The 19,535-nt window shown below is 61.3% G+C and carries 19 protein-coding genes; 9 read left to right on the forward strand and 10 right to left on the reverse strand.

Going from position 1 to position 19,535, the window contains the following annotated elements; all coding sequences use genetic code 11:
• The first annotated feature begins 330 nt into the window (after positions 1 to 330).
• Positions 331 to 1,602, forward strand: a complete 1,272-nt coding sequence (locus GNZ12_RS16780) for a glucarate dehydratase family protein (protein ID WP_172311646.1) — start codon at positions 331 to 333, stop codon at positions 1,600 to 1,602.
• A gap of 108 nt (positions 1,603 to 1,710) precedes the next feature.
• On the opposite strand, the gene GNZ12_RS45050 is transcribed toward GNZ12_RS16780, so the two are convergent.
• Together GNZ12_RS45050 and GNZ12_RS16785 are read right to left on the reverse strand one after the other, a co-directional pair.
• Entirely contained in the window at positions 1,711 to 1,839 is a 129-nt protein-coding gene (locus GNZ12_RS45050; protein ID WP_268959036.1) for a hypothetical protein, read from the reverse strand.
• A 230-nt stretch (positions 1,840 to 2,069) separates the two neighbouring features.
• Entirely contained in the window at positions 2,070 to 3,197 is a 1,128-nt protein-coding gene (locus GNZ12_RS16785; RefSeq protein ID WP_172311648.1) for a VIT1/CCC1 transporter family protein, read from the reverse strand.
• A 329-nt stretch (positions 3,198 to 3,526) separates the two neighbouring features.
• Here GNZ12_RS16785 and GNZ12_RS16790 point away from each other — a divergent pair, with 329 nt between their 5' ends.
• Positions 3,527 to 3,808, forward strand: coding sequence for a hypothetical protein (locus tag GNZ12_RS16790; protein ID WP_172311650.1), 282 nt, complete (start codon positions 3,527 to 3,529; stop codon positions 3,806 to 3,808).
• Between the two features lie 132 nt (positions 3,809 to 3,940).
• Here GNZ12_RS16790 and GNZ12_RS16795 read toward each other — a convergent pair whose 3' ends face one another.
• Both GNZ12_RS16795 and GNZ12_RS16800 read right to left on the reverse strand, forming a co-directional pair.
• Positions 3,941 to 5,236, reverse strand: a complete 1,296-nt coding sequence (locus GNZ12_RS16795) for an MFS transporter (RefSeq protein WP_172311652.1) — start codon at positions 5,234 to 5,236, stop codon at positions 3,941 to 3,943.
• Positions 5,237 to 5,328: 92 nt separating this feature from the next.
• On the reverse strand, positions 5,329 to 6,423 hold the full coding sequence (locus tag GNZ12_RS16800) for a tartrate dehydrogenase (RefSeq protein ID WP_172311654.1): 1,095 nt from the start codon (positions 6,421 to 6,423) through the stop codon (positions 5,329 to 5,331).
• A gap of 172 nt (positions 6,424 to 6,595) precedes the next feature.
• Between GNZ12_RS16800 and GNZ12_RS16805 the strand changes: the two genes are divergently transcribed.
• Positions 6,596 to 7,507, forward strand: a complete 912-nt coding sequence (locus GNZ12_RS16805; protein ID WP_172311656.1) for a LysR family transcriptional regulator — start codon at positions 6,596 to 6,598, stop codon at positions 7,505 to 7,507.
• A gap of 280 nt (positions 7,508 to 7,787) precedes the next feature.
• On the opposite strand, the gene GNZ12_RS16810 is transcribed toward GNZ12_RS16805, so the two are convergent.
• The gene (locus GNZ12_RS16810; RefSeq protein WP_172311658.1) at positions 7,788 to 7,934 is read right to left on the reverse strand and encodes a hypothetical protein; all 147 of its coding nucleotides are present in this window, start codon (positions 7,932 to 7,934) and stop codon (positions 7,788 to 7,790) included.
• 46 nt (positions 7,935 to 7,980) lie between these two features.
• Between GNZ12_RS16810 and GNZ12_RS16815 the strand changes: the two genes are divergently transcribed.
• On the forward strand, positions 7,981 to 9,072 hold the full coding sequence (locus GNZ12_RS16815; protein ID WP_172311660.1) for a porin: 1,092 nt from the start codon (positions 7,981 to 7,983) through the stop codon (positions 9,070 to 9,072).
• A gap of 59 nt (positions 9,073 to 9,131) precedes the next feature.
• On the opposite strand, the gene GNZ12_RS16820 is transcribed toward GNZ12_RS16815, so the two are convergent.
• Together GNZ12_RS16820 and GNZ12_RS16825 are read right to left on the reverse strand one after the other, a co-directional pair.
• The gene (locus tag GNZ12_RS16820; protein ID WP_172310113.1) at positions 9,132 to 9,680 is read right to left on the reverse strand and encodes an IS630 family transposase; all 549 of its coding nucleotides are present in this window, start codon (positions 9,678 to 9,680) and stop codon (positions 9,132 to 9,134) included.
• Positions 9,677 to 10,087: a helix-turn-helix domain-containing protein gene (locus tag GNZ12_RS16825; protein ID WP_235993664.1), complete on the reverse strand. Its 411-nt coding sequence runs from the start codon at positions 10,085 to 10,087 to the stop codon at positions 9,677 to 9,679. The genes GNZ12_RS16820 and GNZ12_RS16825 overlap by 4 nt, the downstream gene beginning before the upstream one ends.
• A 403-nt stretch (positions 10,088 to 10,490) precedes the next feature.
• Here GNZ12_RS16825 and GNZ12_RS16830 point away from each other — a divergent pair, with 403 nt between their 5' ends.
• The 5 genes from GNZ12_RS16830 (at position 10,491) to GNZ12_RS16850 (ending at position 15,081) form a co-directional block, all read left to right on the forward strand.
• Positions 10,491 to 11,354 carry a branched-chain amino acid ABC transporter permease gene (locus tag GNZ12_RS16830; RefSeq protein WP_216673245.1) on the forward strand — a complete coding sequence of 288 codons (864 nt, stop codon included), beginning with the start codon at positions 10,491 to 10,493 and terminating at the stop codon, positions 11,352 to 11,354.
• An 8-nt stretch (positions 11,355 to 11,362) separates the two neighbouring features.
• Complete coding sequence (locus GNZ12_RS16835) at positions 11,363 to 12,373, forward strand: branched-chain amino acid ABC transporter permease (RefSeq protein WP_172311664.1); 1,011 nt, start codon at positions 11,363 to 11,365, stop codon at positions 12,371 to 12,373.
• Positions 12,366 to 13,130, forward strand: a complete 765-nt coding sequence (locus GNZ12_RS16840) for an ABC transporter ATP-binding protein (protein ID WP_172311666.1) — start codon at positions 12,366 to 12,368, stop codon at positions 13,128 to 13,130. The genes GNZ12_RS16835 and GNZ12_RS16840 overlap by 8 nt, the downstream gene beginning before the upstream one ends.
• Entirely contained in the window at positions 13,117 to 13,824 is a 708-nt protein-coding gene (locus tag GNZ12_RS16845) for an ABC transporter ATP-binding protein (protein WP_074289983.1), read from the forward strand. The genes GNZ12_RS16840 and GNZ12_RS16845 overlap by 14 nt, the downstream gene beginning before the upstream one ends.
• A 72-nt stretch (positions 13,825 to 13,896) precedes the next feature.
• Entirely contained in the window at positions 13,897 to 15,081 is a 1,185-nt protein-coding gene (locus GNZ12_RS16850) for an ABC transporter substrate-binding protein (RefSeq protein WP_172311668.1), read from the forward strand.
• 135 nt (positions 15,082 to 15,216) lie between these two features.
• Here GNZ12_RS16850 and GNZ12_RS16855 read toward each other — a convergent pair whose 3' ends face one another.
• The 3 genes from GNZ12_RS16855 to GNZ12_RS16865 all read right to left on the reverse strand — a co-directional run bounded on the left by GNZ12_RS16855 (position 15,217) and on the right by GNZ12_RS16865 (position 19,471).
• Entirely contained in the window at positions 15,217 to 16,122 is a 906-nt protein-coding gene (locus tag GNZ12_RS16855; protein WP_172311670.1) for an SDR family oxidoreductase, read from the reverse strand.
• Positions 16,123 to 16,190: 68 nt separating this feature from the next.
• Positions 16,191 to 17,747 (reverse strand): class I adenylate-forming enzyme family protein, encoded by a 1,557-nt coding sequence (locus tag GNZ12_RS16860; RefSeq protein ID WP_172311672.1) that lies wholly within the window; start codon positions 17,745 to 17,747, stop codon positions 16,191 to 16,193.
• Positions 17,744 to 19,471 carry a long-chain fatty acid--CoA ligase gene (locus GNZ12_RS16865; protein ID WP_172311674.1) on the reverse strand — a complete coding sequence of 576 codons (1,728 nt, stop codon included), beginning with the start codon at positions 19,469 to 19,471 and terminating at the stop codon, positions 17,744 to 17,746. The genes GNZ12_RS16860 and GNZ12_RS16865 overlap by 4 nt, the downstream gene beginning before the upstream one ends.
• Positions 19,472 to 19,535: the final 64 nt, after the last annotated feature.

A 19,535-nucleotide genomic window follows, 5' to 3' on the forward strand; every position in this document is an offset into this window, starting at 1 on the left:
TCATAATATAGATATAAATATTCGACATTTTTTTGAAATATATGGTTTTTAGACACACGAAATATCGGCTCACATTCCGATCCAGCGGCACACACAAATCCAGAACTTGCTTGCCAACGGCGTTTGTGTAAAATTCAGGAAAACGTTATTTCGCAATATCAGAGATAACGTTTTCCCCTCTGAGCAAAGTAGCTGGCACGCGGTGCATTGCCGCCGCGGCAGCCAGTCTGTCCGTCAACACCGCGCCGGCGAGCGCCTACCGGCGCAAACCGCACCAATCCGACAGCGCGTCCCAAGGCCGCGCCACACCACCTGAAAGGGAGCTAGCAGATGAAGATCGTCGCCGTCCGCGTCACGCCCATAGCCATTTCCGACCCGCCGCTACTCAACGCGAGCGGCGTTCACGAGCCGTATGCCCTGCGCTCGATCATCGAGGTGGAGACCGACAACGGCCTGACCGGTCTGAGCGAAACCTATGGTGACAGGCCCGTGCTGGATGCGCTGTTGCGCGTTAAGGACCGCCTCGTCGGACTCAGTCCATTCGACCTGAACGGGCTGTGGCGCCAGGTGACGTCGAGCGCGAATCACAGTGAGACGGGCACCCGTGCCATCGAACTGGACCTGGCACCCGGCTCACAGGAGAACAAGGCGGGTCACAAGACCTTCGGTGCATTCGAGGTCGCCCTGCTCGACCTGCAGGCACGCTCGCTCGGCATTCCCGTGCATGAACTCCTCGGCGGCGCTGTGCGCCGGCAGGTGCCGTTCTCGGCGTACCTCTTCTTCAAGTTCGCGAGCGATGTCGATCCGTCGTACCGGCCCGACAGTTGGGGCGAGGCGCTCAGCGCCGATCAGATCGTCGCGCAGGCGCGCACGATGATCGACCGTTACGGCTTCGGCAGCATCAAGCTCAAGGCGGGCGCGCTCGACCCCGAACACGAGGTCGAATGCCTGAAGGCCCTCAAGCGGGCTTTCCCCAATCACCCGCTGCGGATCGATCCGAACGCGAACTGGTCGCTCGATACCGCCATCCGCATGGCGGAGCAACTGCAAGGCGATCTCGAGTACTACGAGGATCCCACACCCGGTCTCGAAGGCATGGCCGAACTGCACAAGGCGACAGGCTTGCCGCTTGCCACCAACATGGTCGTGACAAACATGGAGGAATTCCGCCGCAACGTCACGCTCAACGGCGTGCAGATCCTGCTGTCGGATCACCACTACTGGGGTGGCCTGCGGGCAACGCAATCGCTCGCGGTCATGTGCGAGACGTTCGGCCTTGGCCTGTCGATGCACTCCAATTCGCACCTCGGCATCAGCCTGATGGCGATGTCGCATCTGGCCGCGGCTGTACCCAACCTGACCTATGCGTGTGACACACACTATCCGTGGCAGGAAGACGAGGTCATCAAGGGCGGCAAAATCGCCATCGAGAATGGCTGCGTCACGCTGACCGACACACCGGGGCTGGGCGTCGAACTGGATCACGATGCGCTAGCCGCACTGCATGAGCAATATTTGCGTTGCGGCATCACGCAGCGCGACGACGTTGCCCAGATGCGTAAATTCCGCCCCGACTGGACACGCAAGAAGCCGCGCTACTGACACGTGGCAATCACGCGTGGGAGTGCTCTGGCAGCCAGATAAATGGATGCCGGTCGCCGGTAGCGTCACAGGAAAAATGCCAAGCGGAATTCACGCTGAATTCGACGCTCAATAACGGGCGCGGACCACCCGCAGCAGGCGGTCCGCTCGCGAAAAATACCAGATCGCAAGGCCGGCCAGCACCGGGTACATGCAGCACAGGCGCGCGAGCGCCCCAACCTCAGCAGAAAAGCCCATTACGTTCCCCGGTCAATCGTGGATGCCTATTTGAAACGACGCGACCAGGCTATTAGGTGCCGGTTCGAGCCTCATCTGGCGACAACAAAACTATGCGCAGGGACCTATTATCAATGATTCCCGGCGGCGCGATATGAATGACTTCCATAATCGCTTCCGACCGCGTCGACGTGGGCATCAGCGTCGGCATTCCCGGGCCGGTTTTCGTGCCTGTCCACTATCGATCGACGTCACGAGATTGACACGCCCAGTAGCTTGCCGACCCCAAACGTAAACGCCGCGGCAATGAGACCGATCACGACCTGCCGCAGCGCGGAGAACGCTGCGCTGCGGCCATTGAATAGCGAGGTGAAGACGCCGATCGATGCGAGCGCAAGCATGCTAAGCACGACACATTGCAGGATCGCGTTAAACCCGTGTGTCCACAGGAACGGCATCACCGGAAAAATCGCGCCGACCGAAAACAGGCAAAAGGAGACGCCCGCAGCGGACCACGGGTTGCCGCCCAACTCGGCGGGATCGAGCCCAAGCTCCTCTCGCGTCAAGGTATCGAGCGCCTTGTCCTTGTCTCGCATCATCTGCGATGCCACCCGTTTGGCCTCGGCAGCGTCCAGACCCTTGGCGCGATAGATCAGCGCCAGTTCGTGCTCCTCGGCTTCCGGCGACATTTCCAGTTCTTCAGCTTCTTTAGCAATCTGGGTATTGGCCAACTCGCGCGCATTGGTCACCGATAGCCATTCACCCAACGCCATCGAACACGCGCCGGCGATCAGGCCGGCGAGCCCCGTGAGCAGGATCGCCTTGTTGCCGGTTCCCGCACCGGCTACGCCCATGATCAGGCAGAAGTTCGAAACGAGGCCGTCGTTCGCACCGAGCACGGCCGCACGCAGATCGTTACCCGACGAAACGCCCTTGTGCCACGACTCCGCTGCGGCAATGCGCGCCCCATGCGACAGGTCCGGGTCGCCGCCGTGAGCCAGGGTCTGGACTACCGCCGCGTGGTGATGCTCGTCGGCCGACATGCGGCCCGCGTCCGGCTGCCCGTGGTATTTGTTACGGTCGGCGTATTCGGCCGCGGCGAGCGTGGGTAGCACGAAACTCGCGCCGAACATCCGTACCAGTGCTTTCATCAGGCGCGTTTTCACGGCCTGGCCGGTGCCCTTCGGCTGGATGCCATTCGCTTTCAGCTTATCGGCCCACAGTTGCGCATGATCGTGCTCCGACTTCGCGAGGTCGCTGTAGACCTGCTTGCGGGTGTCGTCCTTCTCGACCTTCGCGAGCGTTTCATAGAGCGCGGCGCTATGGAGCTCATCGGAAAGATTGGCTCTGTACCGCTTGACTTCATGTTTGGTTGCCATCGTGACGTGCCTGCATATCGGGTCGCTAACAACGAAGCGTAATCGATTCAGGCAGGGAAATCATAAAGCCCCTAAAAGGCATCGTTAGCGAGAACGTCAACAGTTCTCATCCCCATTCGGCTCTGCATGATTTTTTCTTAAGACTTCCTTATGCGTGCGCTCATGAGGCACAGGTTCTCGCCACAGTCGCCCCGCATTTTCGGCGCTTCTGGATTCGAGAGAAAGATGTTCAAGCGACCTAAGGGGAAATTAAGGAAAGCTGCTTAATCTGTGGATACGCGTCGATCGGAATGGTCGGCGCGGCACCATCACACTATTGGAGAACCATCATGAAAGCACTCAAACACGTCATGCTCATTGCTTCGATCGTCGCCATCCCGACCCTGTCGTTTGCCCAGCAGATGAACACACCGATGAACGGCACAACGACAGCACCCGCCGTCTCGATGCAGGACACGCAGAACAATCAGCCGGGTACGCAATATCAGCAGCCTTCGCACAAGATGTCGGGTTACGGCGACAGCTCGGGTTACGGCGCGCCTGCGACAAGCTTTTCGCAATCTTCGACGATGCATTTTGCGGGCAAGAACTCGCGAGTGTTCAATCATTGAATACGCGCGATGATGCCCTGCGCTTCCGCGCTGTCACTGCGTTGTTCATAACTCGCAGCAAGTCAGCGGACAAAATCGGCGCGGGAGCGAGGCACATCGTCAACAAGAAAACCGCTCAGAAAACCAGCGAGATCATTGCGGCGCGGGCGCCGCCCGATATCCTCGCCGGCCGACAGCCAAAGCGAGCATGGCGGATACCGCGAGACTCGCTGCCACCACGTAAAGTCCGGCAGCATATCCGCCCGTCACGCTCTTCAACCAGCCGATTGCGAACGGGCCGACGAAACCGCCAAGATTGCCGATCGAGTTGATCATGGCGATACCGGCCGCTGCGCCGGCGCCTGAGAGAAAGGTACTCGGCATGGCCCACAGCGGCGCCTTGGCCGCACTAATGCCCACGTTCACGAGGATCAACGCGAGCACCACCGCCACGATGGTATCCGCAAAGCCCGCCCATGCGAGCCCAACGCCCGCTGCAACACACGGAATCACCACATGCCAGGTGCGCTCACCAGTACGATCCGAATGGCGAGCCCACAGCACCATGCCGATCACCGCCAGCACGCTGGGGATCGCATTCAACGCGCCTGTGCCCAGCGCGCTAAAGCCGAATTGACGAATGATCAGCGGCGCCCATAGCCCGAGCGTATAAAGGCCCGCGGACGTGCCGAAGTAAATCAGCGACATGATCCACACGCGCGGGTCGCGCAGCGCCGCAAGCGCGCCGGCCGCATGGCCTGCCTGCGATTCACGTCCTGCTCGCTCTTCGCGCAACGTTGCGACAAGCCACGCCTTCTCATCCGCGGCAAGCCACGTCGCCTCTTCTGGCGAATCGGTGAGGGCTTTCAACACCACGAATCCGAGTATGACAGCAGGAATTGCTTCGATGATGAACAGCCATTGCCAGTCTTTCAGTCCGAACAGGGCCGGCATCTGCATGATGGCGCCTGAAATGGGCGAGCCGATTGCCGTCGACAAAGGCGCGGCCGCCATGAATGCCGCCGCCGCGACCGCGCGCTGCCGCGCCGGAAACCACTGACTGAGATAGAGAATGATGCCGGGAAAGAAACCAGCTTCGGCCACACCAAGCAAAAAGCGCAGCGTATAGAACGAGTTCGGTCCAACGACAAACGCGGAAGCCGCCGACACCAGCCCCCACGTCACCATCACGCGGGCAATCCAGATGCGCGCACCGACCCTGTTCAGAATGAGGTTCGAGGGCACTTCGAACAGAAAGTACCCAAGAAAGAAGATGCCGCCGCCAAGCCCGAACATGGTCGGCGAGAGGCCGAGGTCCTTGTTCATCGTCAGCGCAGCGAAACCGACGTTCACGCGGTCGAGAAAACTGACAAAGTAAAGCAGCATGACGAAGGGCAAAATGCGCCACGTCAGCTTGCGAACTACACGGGCTTGCAATTCATTGGCCATGCCAGTCTCCGAACTTTAAGTCGCCCGTGACGTGTGCGTCCGGGCGTTATGTTTTTGTCTAATGCAAGTGTTGCGCGTTGCGCGTTGCTGGTTCAGGCCGCTTTGAACTGCGCCGCCGGTTCCGCTGCGAGGATCGTGCAGACCGCATCGGTCACCTGCACGGTCGTCGCCGTGCCGCCAAGGTCGCGGGTGTGCAGCGCCGGGTCAGCCGTGATGCGTTCGATCGCGTTCATCAATTGCTGGGCAGCGCCCGTCTCGCCGAGATGCTCGAGCATCATCACGACCGACCAGAAGGTGCCGACCGGATTGGCGAGACCCTTGCCCATGATGTCGAAAGCGGAGCCGTGAATCGGTTCGAACATCGAGGGATAGCGGCGCTCGGGGTCGAGATTCGCGGTCGGCGCGATGCCGAGGCTGCCGGCCAGTGCCGCGGCCAGATCGCTGAGAATGTCCGCGTGAAGGTTCGTCGCGACGATCGTATCGAGCGTGGCGGGACGGTTGACCATGCGCGCGGTGGCGGCGTCGACGAGTTCCTTGTCCCATTGGACGTCGGGAAACTCCCGCGATACTTCCAGGGCGATCTCGTCCCACATGACCATCGCGTGACGTTGCGCATTGCTCTTGGTGATCACCGTCAGCAGCTTGCGCGGCCGTGACTGGGCAAGACGGAACGCGAAACGAAGAATGCGTTCGACGCCCACGCGGGTCATCATCGAAACGTCCGTTGCCACTTCGATCGGATGTCCCTGATGCGCGCGTCCGCCTACACCGGCGTACTCACCCTCCGAGTTCTCGCGCACGATAACCCAGTCGAGATCCTGCGGTCCACAGCGCTTCAACGGCGCGTCGATGCCGGGAAGGATGCGGGTGGGACGCACATTCGCATACTGATCGAAGCCCTGGCAGATCTTCAGGCGCAAACCCCACAGCGTCACGTGATCGGGAATATGCGGGTCGCCTGCCGAGCCGAACAGAATCGCGTCCTTGTTGCGGATCGCGTCCAGCCCATCGGCCGGCATCATCACACCGTGCTGGCGGTAATAATCGCCGCCCCAATCGAAATTCTCGAACTCGAATCCGAAGCTGTCGTTGCGCGCGGCGATGGCTTCGAGAACCCGTTGGCCCGCGGGCACGACTTCCTTGCCGATGCCGTCGCCGGGGATGGTTGCGATGCGGTAGGTTTTCACTGGTGTCTCCATGATGTTGAACGTATGGCTGCATCCTAGAACGAGGACCGCGCGCGAAAACGCTGCTAGACTCAAAGCATCCTTAACCTGAAGTTAACAATGAGCGGCTCGCTGGCCTGCTTGTCGGCCTGCTCATTGGCCTACTGACTAGCTCGCTCATTGGCAGCTCAACATGACCTCGTCGATACAACCGGACGACCTCGCGTTCTTCTCCACACTCGCCGCAAGCGGCAGCCTGACAGCGGCGGCACGCGAACTCGGGTTGAGTACTGCGGCCGTGAGCAAGCATCTGTCGCAAATGGAATCGCGGGCGGGCGTGGCGCTCGTCAATCGCACGACACGGCGCATGAGCCTCACGCCGGAGGGCGAGCTCTACCTGACGCGCGCGAGGCGCATCCTGAGCGAAATGGACGATCTGGCGCAGTTGCTCGGCGGCTCGCAAGCGGCACCGAAAGGCCTGCTGCGCGTGAACGCGACGCTCGGCTTCGGCCGCAGTCACGTGGCGCCGCTCATTTCCCAGTTTGTGCGGCGCTTTCCCGAGGTGGACGTGCAGTTGCAGCTCTCCGTCGACCCACCGCCGCTCAGCGACGATGCCTTCGACGTGTGCGTGCGCTTCGGCGAGCCGCCGGATGCTCGCGTGATTGCGCGCCGGGTCGCGTCCAATCGGCGGCTGCTTTGCGCATCGCCTGCGTATTTCGCCAAACGGCGCGCGCCACGCAGTCCGGCAGAGCTATCGCAGCACAACTGCATCGGCATTCGCCAGGGCGGCGATGGCTACGGGCTATGGCGTCTGACCAGCGGACGCGGCACGGCCGAAAGGACCGAGACGGTTCGCGTGCGCGGCAACCTCACCACCAATGACGGCGAGATCGCGGTGAAGTGGGCGCTGGACGGCCACGGCATTCTGATGCGGGCGGAATGGGATATCGCGGAGTATCTCGCGGACGGTCGCCTGATCCATGTCCTGCCGGAATACCGCACGCCGGGTGCAGATATCTACGCGGTGTACCCGCAACAGTTGCAGATGACAGCGCGGGTCAAGGCCTTCGTCGACATGCTGATAGAGACGCTTGGGGCACGTTGAGTCACCCCCGCAGTTCTGCAATGCAGAACTGCGGCGACAGCTAACCGACTGCGAATTCAAACCGGATAATTCCTCCAAATTCCTTTCATTACATAGCCTTACGTCGCAAATCAAGCATCCATTCCGCGCCAGGTGTTTTCCCTATTTTGGCCTGCATTGCAGGCCAAACGAGCGATTTCCCCCGTTGACACAGAGCGAACGGTCGTGCCAAATTGTGCCTGCATCCTGTGCGCAAGCATGCGATCAATGAGTTCATAGCAGCGCCGAGCCGCCCCAGCGATCAGGAGACAACCCAGCAGGCAACCGGACCCAAGGCGCGCACCAGCAGACCAACTATTTCGTATTCCTGATCAGATTGCGAAGGCCCCATATCGCCCATTGAAATCGTATCGCGCAACAGATCGCCAGAATCTTGCAGCACAAGCATTACTTCGCCCGTTCAGTCGATTCCAAAAAACAAGGAGACACGAAGCATGCCGGCAAGTCATCGCAATCGGTTTGGAGCCATTCTCGGATTAGTGGGCGCGTGCGCACTGGGCGCGACTCAGTGCGCCTATGCACAAAGCAGCGTCACGTTGTACGGTATCGTCGACGGTTCTCTCCTCTACACCAACAAAACACTTAATCCGACGACCGGTCAGAGCGCCGGCCATCAATACTCCTTCACCGACAGCGGCCTCTCCGGTTCGCGCTTCGGCATCCGCGGCGCGGAGGATCTCGGCGGCGGCATGCGCGCGATCTTCGAACTCGAAAGCGGTATCAGCATCGCCAACGGTTCGTTCAGCAATTCGAACGGCAACGAATTCGGGCGGCAGGCGTGGGTCGGGGTGGACAGCCGCTACGGTACGGTCAAGGCCGGCTTGCAGTTCTCGCCCTTCTTCCTCGCGGTGTATGACTTCGATCCGCGCGAGATGTCGTACTTCGGCAGCGGCCTCATCACCTACCTCAATAACGTCTATGTGACCGGCCTGTTCAACCCGAACGGCATTTCGTACACGTCGCCTGAAATCGCCGGCTTGCAAGCGAGCGCGATGATGGCCTTGGGCGGCACGGCCGGGGATTTCCAGGCCGGCCGTCAGTACTCGGCGAGCCTGCGCTACCACCTCGGCACGCTGACCGTCGATGCCGCGCTCTACAGCGGCAACGCCGGCGGCAGCGCTGCATCGATCGCGATTCCGAGCGTGGTTGAATTCGACGGCCGCGCAATCGGCGCCAGCTACATATTCAACAACCTGACCGTGAAGGCTTCCTACGTGCAGTACAAGGTGGCAGGGTCGTTCAACGATCGCGTCTATTCAGGCGGCGCCAGCTATCGCATCACACCGGCGCTGAACGTCGACGCGGGCGTGTGGGTCACGCGCGACGGGAACAACTCGTCGAACAATTCGATACTGGCGTCCACCGGGGTCGAGTATTCGCTGTCGAAGGCCACCGTGGTGTATGGGCAAGCCGGCTTCGTCACCAACCACGGCGCGATGCACACCGGTCTGTCCGTCAACAACGCACTGAACGAAGCCACCGGCACAACCGCTGGCGTGAACCTCGGCATCCGGCACATGTTCTAGCCGCCGCGGCGCGCGAGATGCCGGCGTGCCGCACGCGCGGTACGCCGGATCATAAGTGTTCAGGCGAAATTGATTTGAAATTTGGTGCCGTATGCGCCGAGCAGGTTGCGAACTTCGTCATCGATGGTTTCCTTCGTCCAGGTGACGAAGTTTCGCCAGTGGTATTTGGCCTGCTTCCAAACGATCTCAATGAGATTGAGTTCGGGACTGTATGGCGGCAGATAGAACAGTTGCATGCGATGCTCGCGTAGCCAGCGCTCATGCACTTCGGGATCAATGGCATGATGGATCGAGGCGTTGTCGAGTACCACTACGGTCGGACGTTCATCGCCCTGCAGGGCGATTTGCTCGATGAATTCGATGACAGCGTCGCCTTTGATCGACGAATTCGCGACATGGTAAGCCAGTGTGTTTGCGCCGAAGTCGAGTGCGCCAAGCACCGAACGCCTGCAATGGAAGCGAGGTTCGACGCAATGAGGAAGACCACGCGGTGACCACGCTCTTTGCACCGGAGGTGACGCGGCAAAGCCCGCTTCATCGAGATAGACCAGACGCACGGCGTTGGCGCGTACGGCACATTGCAGTTTGTCGAGGGTGGCTGATTTCATCTCGAAGTCTTCCTGATTCCGCTTTTTTTGAGCGAGAACCGGTTGCGCTTGAACGAGAAGCCTTCCCGCCGAAGGGCAATCGACAAGGTTTCCAGCGCGCACGGCATCGGCTCGCCATGCACGGCTTCGATGCGCTTCGCGATTTGTCCGAGCGTCATGGACTCCGTGCGCGCAACCTCCATTGCCGTGGCCAGCATGGCTTCGGACAACGCACGAGGACGACCACCGCCATGGCCGGACAGCAGGCCACACAAGCCTTGCTCCGCCCACAGGCGAGACCAGTTGTAGATCGACTGCGCGCTTACATTCAGCCTTGCGGCGGCCTTGGGAGCACTCAATCCGTCGCCCAGCAGCAGGAGTCCCGCCGCACGCGTGCGGATGTCTCGATGTTGATGATTCACGGACATTTGCTGCAAGGTATGCCTCTCTGCTTCGCTCAGCTTGATGGTGCATTTCATCTGACGGCGTTTGAGTTGGACTCCTTATTCAAACGCACCAACTTCAAAACCGTTTACCCGGAACACTTAAGTGACTTCCCTAATAATCTGCAATGCAGAACAATCAAATGGAAAAACCTATTGACGCAAAGTGAACGCTCGTGCCAAATTTCTCTCACGCCACCGCACATCATTTTTCGTAGTCTGCGTCGATGCGTGCGCGTTTTAAACCGTCGACAACCGTCGATAACGGTCGCCTGATTCAGGCCGCGGCTGTTGTCCCGTCCGTAGTCAGGCGTGCGGCGATGCGTCCCCAGAAGCATGGTGTGACGATTGCGCCACGCGCCCTGTTGGAGGGTGTAAAAGCGTGGATATGTTTTTGCAGCAGTTTCTCAACGGCTTGACGCTAGGCGGCATCTACAGCCTCGTCGCGCTCGGACTCACGCTGGTCTACGGCATTCTCGCGGTGCCGAATTTCGCCCACGGCGCGTTCTACATGGTCGGCGCCTTCGTCTCGTTCTACCTGATGAGCCGGCTCGGCTGGAACTACTGGCTCGCCATGATCGGTTCCGGCATCGCGGTCGCGGTGCTCGCGATCCTCGCCGAGCGGCTGGTGTTCAATCCGTTGCGCAAATCTTCCGAATTGCATCCGATGATCGCCGCGATCGGCCTTCTGCTATTTCTCGAAGCCGGTGCGCAAGCGATCTGGGGCGCGGACTTTCATCGCATGGCCACGCCCTATGCCGGCATCGTCGATCTGGGCGGCGTCACCGCGCCGTTGCAGCGCCTGCTGATCATCGGCGCCGCGTTCGCGTTGGTAGTGCTGCTGCAACTCTTCCTCAAATACACGGTGATCGGCTCGAGCATCATCGCGATGGCGCAGGACCGTGAAGGCGCCTCGCTGATGGGCATCGACGCCAACAAGGTGACGATGCTCACCTTCGGCATTTCCGGCCTCCTCGCCGCCGCGGCGGCCACGCTGTATGCGCCGATCAACCTCGTCTATCCGGCGATGGGCCAACTGGTGATCCTGAAGGCCTTCGTAATCATCATTCTCGGCGGCATGGGCAGCGTGCCGGGCGCGATCGTGGGCGGGTTGATCATCGGCATGGCGGAGAGCTTCGGCGCCTTCTACATTTCGACCGACTACAAGGACATCATCGCCTTCGTGCTGCTGGTGGTGATTCTGTCGGTTCGTCCTCAGGGGCTGTTCACCAGGGAACTGCGCGCATCGTGAAATCAGTCATGAAATTATTCGAGGGCAAGCTGGGGTGGGCGCTGCTGTTTGTGCTCGGTCTCGTGTTTCCGTTTCTGGCCACCAACGACTACATGCTGACCGTGATGTCCACCGCGTACGTCTTCGCGCTGGCCACCGTCGGGCTGAATCTGATCACCGGTTATACGGGGCAGTTCAATCTCGCGCACGGCAGCTTCATGGCGGTGGGCGCGTACACGGTGGGCATTCTGACGGTCGATCATCAGGTGCCGTTCTGGCTCGCGTTCGTCGCCTCGGGCGTCGTCGTCGCGATACTGGGCGTGCTGGTCGGCCTCGTGTCGCTGCGCCTTCGGGGCCACTACTTTTCGATCTTCACGCTGTGCGTCGGCTACATCATGTTTCTCGTGATCGAGAAATGGGACAGCCTCACGCACGGCGTATCGGACATCGTTGGCATCCCCGCGCCCTCGGGATTCGGCATCGTTTCGTTTGAAAATCCGCGGCCACTCTATTACCTGGTGTTCGCGTTCCTCGTGCTCGGCGTATGGATGATGCATCGCATCGTCAACTCTTTGCTCGGCCGGACCTTCATGGCGATCCGCAATAGCGACGGCCTCGCGCAGTCGCTCGGCATCAACCTGATGCGCAACAAGGTGCTGGCCTTCGTGCTGTCGGTCGTCTATGCGGGGTTCGCGGGCGGCCTCTATTCGGGTTCTGTACGTTTTCTCGGACCGGATCTGGCGGGCGTCGAGCATACCTTCGACATGACGATGTACATGCTGGTGGGCGGCATCGGCACCCTCGCCGGCCCGCTGCTCGGCGCGCTCGCTATTCCATGGCTCACGCAGTATTTGCAGTTTCTGCAGTCGTACCGCTTCGTCGTGTTCGGCCCGATCCTGATTCTGCTGGTGATCTTTCTGCCCAACGGTATCGTCGGTTTGTATATGGCGAGAAAGAACCGGCGCGCGCAACCTGCAACGCCGAAAAGCGGCATCGTCGCGCGTCAGTCGCAGCCCGCACGCGGAGACCGTCATGCTTGAAATCGACTCGCTCAGCAAACACTTCGGCGGCCTCGTCGCGGTGGACGACGTCAGCACGCATATTGAAGCCGGCAAGATCAACGCGATCATCGGACCGAACGGCGCGGGCAAAACCACTTTCTTCAATCTGATCAGCGGCACCCACCTGCCAAGCGCCGGCCGCATCCGCTTCAAAGGCCAGGACGTGACAAAGCTGGGCGCCGATCAGATGGCGCGCCTGGGTGTCGCGCGCACATTTCAATCCACCGCGTTGTTCGACCGGGCCAGCGTGCTCGACAACCTGATCGTCGGCCACCGGTTGCGCACGCGCTCGGGGCTGTGGGACGTGCTGACGCATTCAGCGCGGCTCAGGCAGGAAGAACGCATCTGCCGCGAGAAGGCGCGCGAGGCTTTGGACTTCGTCGGCTTATCGGCGATGGCGGAACGGATGGCCGGCGACATCTCACAGGAAGAACGCAAACGCGCCGCCGTGGCGCTCGCGCTCGCTACCGTTCCGAGCCTGATGCTGCTCGACGAACCGGCGGGTGGCGTGAATCCCGAAGAAACCGAAGGCCTCGCCGAACTGATCCGCAAGCTGGTCAGGCACGGTGTGACGGTGTGCCTTGTCGAACACAAGATGAACATGATCATGAAGCTCGCCGACCGCATCATGGTGCTGAACTACGGCAAGAAAATCGCCGAAGGCACCCCTGCCGAGATTCGCGCGAACCCGGCCGTGATCGACGCCTATCTCGGGAGCGAGCATGCTGAAGTTTGAAAACGTCGCACTCGATTACGGCAGTTTCCGCGCGCTGGACGGCATCACGTTGCACGCGGACGATGGCGAACTGGTGGTGCTGCTCGGCGCCAACGGCGCAGGCAAGAGTTCGATCTTCCTCGCGACAAGCGGCCTGCGCCGCGCCGCGAGCGGCAGCCTGCGCCTGGGAACGCGCGAACTGCTCGGCATGACGCCCGCGCAGATCGTCCGGAGCGGCGTGATTCAGTGTCCCGAGGGACGCAAGCTGTTCCCGGGCATGTCGGTGCTGAAGAACCTCACGCTCGGCGCCTATGTGCATCGCGGCGACAAGGCCGGCAATCAGCGCAATCTCGATCAGGTGTTCGCCCTCTTCCCGCTTCTTGCCGAACGCAAGGATCATCTGGCGGGCTCGCTGTCCGGCGGCCAGCAGCAGATGGTAGCGATCGGGCGCGCGATGATGGCCCGGCCCAAGGTGCTGCTGCTCGACGAACCATCGCTCGGCCTCGCGCCGTTGGTGGTCAAGCAGGTATTCGAGGTGATCCAGCAGATCAATCGCGCGGGGACGACCGTGCTGCTCGCCGAACAGAACGCGTTCGCGGCGCTAAAGATCGCGCACCGTGCCTACGTCATCGAGAACGGCCGCATCGTGCTCGAAGGCGATCACGCGAGCCTGATGAACAATGAAGCGATCCGGCGCGCTTACGTCGGCGGCTGAACAAATCTGCTGCACAGCCTGACGCATGAGCATGTGCGCCGGCCCATTCGAACAATCCCAAAGGAGACACGTATGACGATCAAACGCTTGTGCGGACGCGCTGGAGTGGTTGCGGCTGTCGCCACGACGGCGCTGCTGGGCTCTGGCGCCGCGATGGCGCAGCAGGTGGTGCATATCGGCTACTCCGGTCCGTTAAGCGGCGGTGCGGCGAAGTACGGTCAGGAAGTGCTCGAAGGCATGCAGATGGCGGCCGCCGACGTCAATCAGGCCGGCATCGAAGTGGCCGGCAAGAAGATCAAGCTCGAGATCGTGCCGCTCGACGACAAATACAACCCTGCCGAAACCGCGATCAACGCACGGCGTCTCGCGCATGAACAACAGGCCGCCGTGGTGCTCGTGCCGCATTCGGGTGGTGGCTTCGCCGTGCAGACCAGCAACGAACAACAGAAACTCCTGCTGCTCTCGTACACGAGCGTGCCGCAGATCACCGAGCGCGGCAACAAGCTCACGGTGCGTATTCCGCCCTCGTTCACGTCGTATCTGAACTCCTTCGTCAAGTATGAAATGGCGACCTACGGCAAGAAGGTTGCGCTCGCTGCGACGGATACCGATTACGGCAAGATCTGGGTCGCCGCATTCAAACCCGCGTGGGAAGCGGCCGGCGGCACGATCGTCGCGGACAATGCCATGTCGTATAACCGCGCCACCGATTTCTACAGCGGCGTGAGCCGCGTGCTGGCGGCCAAACCCGATGTGATGTTTATCGGCGGCCCGTCTGAGCCGACTGGTCTGATTGCGCAGCAGGCGCGCGAGTTGGGCTTCAAGGGTGGTTTTATCGTCATGGACCAGGCCAAGCTCGACGAAGTGGCTAAAGTCACCGGCGGCTATGCGCCACTGAACGGTGCGATCGGAGTATTGCCGTTGGCCAACGACAACACGCCGAATGCGAAAATGTTTGTGGAGCGCTTCCGCAAGAGCCACGACGGCCGTGATCCGAGCCAGGAAGTTTCGCTGAACTACACCGCGGTCTACGCGACCGCCATCGCAATGAAACTGGCTGGCAGCGTGAGCGACGCAACCGCGATCCGCAATCAGTTCGATAAAGCCGTGAAGGCGCTGCCGCCGCAGGCCAATCCGCAAAGTGTGACGGGCGTCGACGATCACGGCGGCTTCGTGATCGGCAATCCGCTTGCGGCGGTGGTTCAGGGCGGACGGTTGAAGTCGGCGGACTTGAATTCGCTGGCAGCGGCGAAGTAACGACGCTGTAGAGAAAGGCTTAAACAAGGCGCCGTGGTTTTCACGGCGCCTTGTGCTTTTGAGGCCTTACGTATTTCAAGTCTTGCGTAGGTGAAGCCTCTTGTCTCTGGAGTCGGCGCTTCCGCCGGCTCCCGATTACCCCTTCAACGCCTCGATAATCTGACCACGCACTTCAGGCCGCTCCGCAAACGGATCGGTCGGATTACGCGGCGTGACGATATCCTCAGCGCGTGTTTTCACGGCGGCTAACGCATGGGGGTGCGAAAAGATATAGAACTGCTCTTCGCGGATCGCATCGAACACCATCACCGCGACCTCTTGCGCACTCACCTTCCCCGAACTCACGGCCTTCTCGCTCATCACGCGCGACACGCGTTGCGATAGGGTCGGCGGCGTGTCGTTGGCCAATTCGGCCGGGCGGTTGCGATGCCCCTTCGCGATTCCGGTCGGCACGAAGTACGGGCACAGCACTGAGCACGCCACCTGCTGCGTAACCAGCGAAAGATCCTGATACAGCGACTCGGTCAACGACACCACCGCATGTTTCGACACGTTGTACGGACCCATCATCGGCGGATTGAGCATGCCGGCCATCGACGCCGTGTTGACGATGTGCCCGCGATATCCCGCATCGCGTTTGGCCGCTTCGAGCATCAGCGGCGTGAAAGCCCGCACGCCATGAATCACGCCCCACAGGTTGACGCCCAGCAACCATTGCCAGTCGCGTTCGGTGTTCTCCCACACGAGGCCGCCGCTGCCGCCCACGCCCGCATTGTTGAAGACCAGATGCACACTGCCGTACGCATTGAGCGTGGCGCGCGCCAGTGCGTCGATTTCCTCACCCTTCGCGACGTCGACGCGACGCGCGATGGCCTGCGCGCCGGCTGCGCTCACCTCGGCAAACGTTTCGTCGAGTGCGTCCTGTTGCACGTCGGCGAGTACGAGACGCATGCCCAGCTTCGTGCCGAGCCGTGCGAACTCACGGCCGAATCCGGAGCCGGCGCCGGTGATCACCGCAACCTTGCCTTCAAAATTGTCCATGCCCTCTCCCATTTGCCCCATTGACGGTTGGTGTAGTCAGAGATGTTCTGGCGCGTTGCTACTCCACGCTAGCGCGCGGCGGGATAGTACTGCTCGCGCAATTCCCGTTTCAGCACCTTGCCGATCGGACTGCGCGGCAAGGTGTCGATGAACGTCAGCGCAGAGAGCCGCTGCATTTTTCCCAGCCGCGCGTTGACCCACGCAAGCAGCGTGTCGGCGTCGGTTAGTGCTTCTGGCCTGCGCACCACGAACGCCACCGGTGTCTCGCCACACTGCTCCGATTGCGCGCCCACCACGGCCGCATCCGCCACGTCGGGATGCGAGCGCAGTTCAGTCTCCAGGTCGCTCGGATAAACGTTGAAGCCCCCCGAAATGATCATGTCCTTCTTGCGATCGAGCAGCGTCAAAAACCCGTCTGCATCGAAGCGGCCCATATCGCCCGTGCGAATGAAGCGCTTGCCGCTCGTGTCATACCATTCCGCCTCGGCCGTCTTGTCCGGTTGACGGTAGTAGCCGGTCATCATCGCCGGCGAATGGCCGACGATCTCGCCCACCTCGCCTGGCTCCACCTCGTTGCCGAGTTCGTCGATCAGGCGGATATCGTGACCTTCCACCGGTTTCCCGACCGTATGCAGCTTGGTGGGACATTCGTCGGCCTCCAACTGGCACGAGCCGCCGCCTTCGGTCATGCCGTAGTACTCAGTGAGCTTGCCCGGCCAGCGGCGCAACACGTCCGCCTTCACGCTCGCCGCGAACGGCGCGCTGGTGCAGAACTTGGCCTGAAAGCTGGAGAGGTCGTAACGGTCGAAGTCCGGATGCGCCATCAAGCGCTGGTACTGGACCGGCACCAGCATCGTGTGCGTGACGCGGTACTGCTGCGCCAGCTCCAGATAACGTGTGGCGTTGAACTTCGGCATCAACACCACGGTGCCGCCGAATGTCAGCGTCGGCATGAAGCTCACGAGCGTCGTGTTCGAATACAACGGTGTAGAGATCAGCGTCGTGGCGTCAGGACTATAGCCGCGCTGAATGCTGCGCGCCGCGTAGGCCCAGCGCATGCCGTGCGACTGCACGATGCCTTTCGGCGTGCCCGTGGTGCCTGACGAATAGATGATGTTGAACGGCCACGCCGGATCGATCGCCACCGGTTCAGGCGTGGCGCCCCTGGGCGCGAGCCACGCTTCAAGCGCGGTGCTGCCTGCGTGCGCATCGAGCGCCACAGGAATTGCGCTGATCTCCGCAGCCACGGGTTCGAGCAGACGCTGGACGTCGGCATCGAGGAACAACAACCGTGCGCCCGAATTGCCGATCATGCTGACGAGACTCGCCGCGCTCGACGACGGCGCGAGCGGCGCCACCACCGCCCCTGCGCGCAGGCCGCCGAGAAACGCCACGGCATATTCCACCGAGGCGGCCGCGCATAACGCAATCGCATCGCAAGGCCTGATGCCGTCGCGCTGCAATGCGGCGGCAAAACGATCGACTCGTGCGTCCAGCGCGCCGTAAGTCACGACCTCGCCGTCGCAGATCAACGCGGCGTGTTCGCCGCGCTCCTTAGCGAAGCGGCGGAGCATGTCGGTGATGCAGACGAACGGTTCGTCCAGCAGTGCGTCGAGCCATGTCATGACGAGGCGCCTCCGGTGCTGCCGTTGCTGCCGTTGCGCTCATTGGCTGCGGCCGTGCGGGCCGCATCCTCTTCCTGCAACTTGCGCCACAGAATCTTGCCACTCCCCGACTTGGGCAGCGACGTCACGAACTCGACAATGCGCGGCGCCTTGTAAGACGCCATCTGCTCATGGGACCAGTCGATGATTTCCTGCTCGCTGATCGTACCGGCATGCGCCGCGGCGGGCACCACCAGCGCCTTGACCGTCTCGCCGCGCTTCGCGTCCTTCACGCCGATCACGCACACCTCCTGAATCGCGGGATGCCGGTACATCAGCGCCTCGACTTCAGCGGGCCAGACCTTGTAGCCGGATGCGTTGATCATGCGTTTGAGGCGATCGGTCATGAAAAAATACCCGTCCTCGTCGATATGGCCGAGGTCGCCGGTACGCAAAAAACGCTTGCCGTCGAGTTGGATAAACGCTTCCTCATTCGCCGTGGGATTGCGCCAATAGCCTTGCATCACCTGCGGCGCGTTCACGACGATCTCACCGGTCTCGCCTTGCGATAGTTCCTGCAGCGTGACCGGATCGATTACGCGCGAGTCCACGTCGAACACCGGAATGCCCAGGCACTGCGGCTTCGGCCGATGCGGCGGATTGATGTGCGTGCCCGCAATCGTCTCGGACATGCCATAGCCTTCGACGTAATCGAGCCCGGTCAGCGACTTGAGCTTTCTGGCAATCGCGTCCGGCATCGCCGCGCCGCCGCCCCGCGCGCCCGTCAGGCTCGACAGATCGTAATCGCGGAGCTTCGGGTTCGACAGAAAGTCGACCATCATCGCGGTGATCGACTGCCACGCGGTCACGCGATACTTCTGCATGCATAGCGCCGCGGCTTCCCGATCCCAACGCGGCAACACGACGATCGTGGCGGCCGAGAACACCGCGCTGTTCATGCCGCCCTGCATGCCGGTCACGTGAAAGAACGGCAAGACCGATAGAAAAACACCGTCCGATGGCGCCGAGAACCAGACGCAGCCGCCAAGCAGCGTGCTCATCACGCTGCGGTGCGTATGCATGCAGCCTTTCGGCTTGCCGGTGGTGCCGGACGTGTACGGCATCACGCACAGATCGTCGGGACCGGTGGTGAGCGGCCCGGGTGCGGTATGCCGTTCGAGCACCTCATACCAGGGCGTGACGCCGGGAATATCGAAGGTCTTGCGCGGCGCCGCCACGAATTCCGGCACGGGAAACGGCGATGGCCGCTTCAGGTAATCGCTATACGTCGCGACGATTGCATGCTCGATGCCTTGACCGGGGCCGGCGCCGATCAGCGGCTCGACGTTCGCGAACAGGCATTGCGGCGCGATGATCGTGGTCGCCCCGCTGTCCTCGACGTAATGAGCCAGCTCGCCGCTCATGTTCATCGGATTGACCGGCACCACGACGGCGTTCGCACGCAGGATCCCGTAGTAAGCGATGATCCATTGCGGGCTGTTCTGCATGTAGAGCAGCACACGATCGCCCGCCTTGACGTGGCACTCCTGCTGAAGAAATCCGGCGATGCGCTCGGTTTCGTCCTTGAACTCGCCGAACGTAACCGGCGTGTCGTAGAAGATGATGAACGGCTTATGAGGAAAACGCGCCGCCGACACCTCGGCGTTATAGAAAATGTTGGTTTCGGGCAGCGTCAGATGCTTTGGCACTTGCGGCGGCCAATTCGGGTAATGGCGTTCGTTCATAGGCGTCTCCTGCCTTACTGTCTGTGCGCGTTTCACACGGATGGTGCGCGCTTCGTTGACATCC

This window comes from Paraburkholderia solitsugae (assembly GCF_013177695.1).
GTDB classification, from domain to species: Bacteria; Pseudomonadota; Gammaproteobacteria; order Burkholderiales; family Burkholderiaceae; genus Paraburkholderia; species Paraburkholderia solitsugae.